This is a genomic window from Peribacillus sp. (assembly GCF_059453735.1).
The window spans coordinates 1-3,006 of sequence record NZ_JAZVJO010000371.1; the positions used below are offsets into that span (position 1 = coordinate 1).

3 protein-coding genes and 1 tRNA gene are annotated in these 3,006 nt (G+C 37.6%); 1 reads left to right on the top strand and 3 read right to left on the bottom strand.

Translation table 11 applies throughout. The annotated features are described in order from the left end of the window. Window positions 1-414 precede the first annotated feature (414 nt). Window positions 415-487: transfer RNA gene (locus AC52RT_RS12025), tRNA-Ala, on the bottom strand. A gap of 119 nt (window positions 488-606) precedes the next feature. Next, complete coding sequence (locus AC52RT_RS12030; protein ID WP_495540964.1) at window positions 607-1,311, bottom strand: MgtC/SapB family protein; 705 nt, start codon at window positions 1,309-1,311, stop codon at window positions 607-609. 119 nt (window positions 1,312-1,430) lie between these two features. On the opposite strand from AC52RT_RS12030, the gene AC52RT_RS12035 reads away from it, so the two are divergent. Beyond that, window positions 1,431-2,318 carry a DMT family transporter gene (locus AC52RT_RS12035; RefSeq protein ID WP_495540965.1) on the top strand — a complete coding sequence of 296 codons (888 nt, stop codon included), beginning with the start codon at window positions 1,431-1,433 and terminating at the stop codon, window positions 2,316-2,318. Between the two features lie 49 nt (window positions 2,319-2,367). Here AC52RT_RS12035 and AC52RT_RS12040 read toward each other — a convergent pair whose 3' ends face one another. Beyond that, window positions 2,368-2,550 (bottom strand): hypothetical protein, encoded by a 183-nt coding sequence (locus AC52RT_RS12040; RefSeq protein WP_495540966.1) that lies wholly within the window; start codon window positions 2,548-2,550, stop codon window positions 2,368-2,370. Window positions 2,551-3,006: the final 456 nt, after the last annotated feature.

Sequence of the window (3,006 nt, forward strand, 5' to 3'; positions counted from 1 at the left end):
CATCAATTTTTGCGAAGAATCAGGTTAAAACTTTCTGAGGAAGAAGTTCAAAATGAATGATTTTCATTTTAATTAAAAACTACGACGGTTACAAAAAAATTATGATCACCTGCTTACCCTCAAGCGTTTCATGATTTGCGACATACACAGTGCAAGTTTACTCATAAAAATGCTGCATCTCCAAAGCTTGTTCAACAACGATTAGGTCATAAGGTTGTGGAAACGACACTAAGAAATGCACATTTTTATCCTAAGCGGACAAAGAGACCGTGACCTTGTATGAAAAAGAGATAGAGAAGCATACATAACAGTTAACGATAAATATCAATTATGAATGTTTGTGAACGTTGATGATATTTGAGGGAAAAGGGGATAAAAAGAAAAAACCCCTTGCTGCGCAAAGGTTTTTAAGTATGGAGACTAGGGGGATCGAACCCCTGACCTCTTGGCTGCCAGCCAAACGCTCTCCCAGCTGAGCTAAGCCCCCGTTTGATGTACAAGAATTATTTTATCGGATTACAGAGAAAAGTCAATAGAATTTGATTAATAATTCCAGAAAAATAATATAACCTCCACGTATGATGCGTTAGAGGTTATAAGTTTTCATTATAAGTTTTCAATTTCAACTGCTGAAATTTCTTTAAATGTAGAGACCGTGTAATAGATTTCGGTCGTTTTCTGTTTTTGGTGAATAAGAATTCTTAATTGAAGAAGGTGGTTATCTTCCCCTCTGTCTTTAATTCGAACATTTTTGACAGTAATGTTTTCAGCTTCAATACGCTCCATAACAGCAGCAATGTCATTTTTGTTTTTAATGGTTAGTTTAAGCAATATTTCTTTCTGACGTAATTGCTTAGGTCCAATCATTGCAATAAAAGAAGGAATAAATTCTACGCTAATGATTAATAGGATGACTCCAACAATAGCTTCAATATAAAAACCAGCACCAACAGCAATGCCGATTCCCGCTGCTCCCCAGATAATGGCGGCTGTTGTCAGCCCTGATATACTATTATTGTCACGGCGGAGGATAACACCGGCACCAAGGAACCCAATACCTGATACAATTTGTGCAGCAAGACGCAGAGGATCCATTGTGACATTCACATGGTCGCTCCCAGGAAAACTATAAGCTGATTCAATAGAAACAATTGTAAGAAGACAGCTGATAATAGAGATTACAAGACTTGTTTTTAAGCCCACTGGTTTTCGCTTTATTTCTCTCTCTAAGCCAATTATAAGTCCTAAGAAAGCAGAAATCCCTAATTTCATAAGGATTTGCCATTCTAAGAGGCTGATGCTCCATTCCATGAGGCCGTCACTCTCCAATTTTAATGGGTATTTACAGGATAGATTATTTACTTAAATATCTTGTAAATATCGTACAATAGATATAAATAGTTTACCATTGATGTTAGAAAGGAACCAACATGAAACAACCCAAAATAAATCCTTACTTTGTTATTGCAGTCGGTGTGGTTTCAGTCTCGTCATCGGCCATATTCGTTAAGCTTGCAACTGCGGAATCAGCCATCATTGCTTTTTATCGCCTTATGTTTTCTGTCCTTTTAATGCTTCCTTTGTTTTTAATGAAATATCGTATGGAGCTTACGAAGGTGAAAAAAATGGATTGGATGTTGGCAAGTGCTGCTGGGATTTTCTTAGCCTTTCATTTTATCCTTTGGTTTGAATCGTTAACCTACACCTCTGTGGCAAGCTCAACTGTCCTTGTAACCCTGCAGCCGGTATTTGCTTTTGCAGGTGCTTACTTCTTTTACAAGGAGCGATTTTCAGTAAAAGCCATTCTTAGTGGAGTCGTTGCTGTGTTGGGCAGTTTGTTAATCAGTTGGGGTGATTTTAGGGTGAGCGGACTGGCTTTACTTGGAGACATGCTTGCCTTAATTGCTTGCGGATTCATTACTGCTTATCTGCTGTTAGGGCAGACAGTTAGAAAGAGGCTTTCTTCTATTACATATACGTTTGTTGTGTACTCGGCGAGCACGATTACCTTATTTATTTATGCATGGGCAGCAGGAAGTTCTTTTGGTCCGTATCCGGCAAGTGATTGGATTTATTTTATCCTGCTTGCTATCTTCCCAAATTTACTTGGACATTCGCTATTTAACTGGTCACTAAGGTGGGTGAGCACGACAACCATCTCAATGGCCATTCTTCTCGAGCCTATTGGGGCAGCACTCTTTGCTTATTGGATCTTAGGTGAAACAATTCAGTGGACTCAAGCAGTTGGGGGAGCAATTATTCTGGCAAGTCTCATGATCTTCTTAAGAGATGAACAGAACAATTCCAACGGACTATAAAAGCAGTAAGCGTAAGCTTACTGCTTTTATAGTAGATACGGATATAGAATTATGAATAAAATAGATAGGTGAATCTGGTGAAGACCAAAGCGAGCGTAAAACTACCAATCATTGTTCCGCCATAGACTTTGCCTTCTGCACTGCAAATTTTCATTGCTTCTATATAAGCAATGATAAATAAGTATAGTGTCATGGTGTATGAAATAATTAATCCAACTAGGAGCAAGTCCATTGTCTCACCTCGGATATACTTGATAATTAAGCATATTCAACAGACTTGGTATTATGTCTGTTGAATACTAATCTAGTAATTATAAAATAAGAGAGTTTAACAATATAAAACGGAAGGGAGAGTTTTTATAAAAAGTTTTTAAAAATGTATTGCAAACATATTTTTATCGTGGTATATTATTTCTTGTCCTTAAGACAGCAACAACATCAACAAACAAAAAACGAAATGAAGCACATAAAATTATTTCGAAAAAAGTTGTTGACAGAAAAGCTGCCTAGATGATATGATAATCAAGTCGCTTCGGAAGAAACGGCGAACGAAATTGCTCTTTGAAAACTGAACAAAACAAAGCGTCAACGTTTTAAAGAAGTGAGTACACACTATAAAAACAACCGAGCAAGTCAAACATTCTACGGAGAGTTTGATCCTGGCTCAGGATGAACGCTGGCGGCGTGC

Excerpts from the sequence above, each read along its gene's own strand:
- AC52RT_RS12035 (WP_495540965.1), top strand. The coding sequence starts at position 1,431 with ATGAAACAACCCAAAATAAATCCTTACTTTGTTATTGCAGTCGGTGTG.
- AC52RT_RS12030 (WP_495540964.1), bottom strand. The coding sequence starts at position 1,311 with ATGGAATGGAGCATCAGCCTCTTAGAATGGCAAATCCTTATGAAATTA.
- AC52RT_RS12040 (WP_495540966.1), bottom strand. The coding sequence starts at position 2,550 with ATGGACTTGCTCCTAGTTGGATTAATTATTTCATACACCATGACACTA.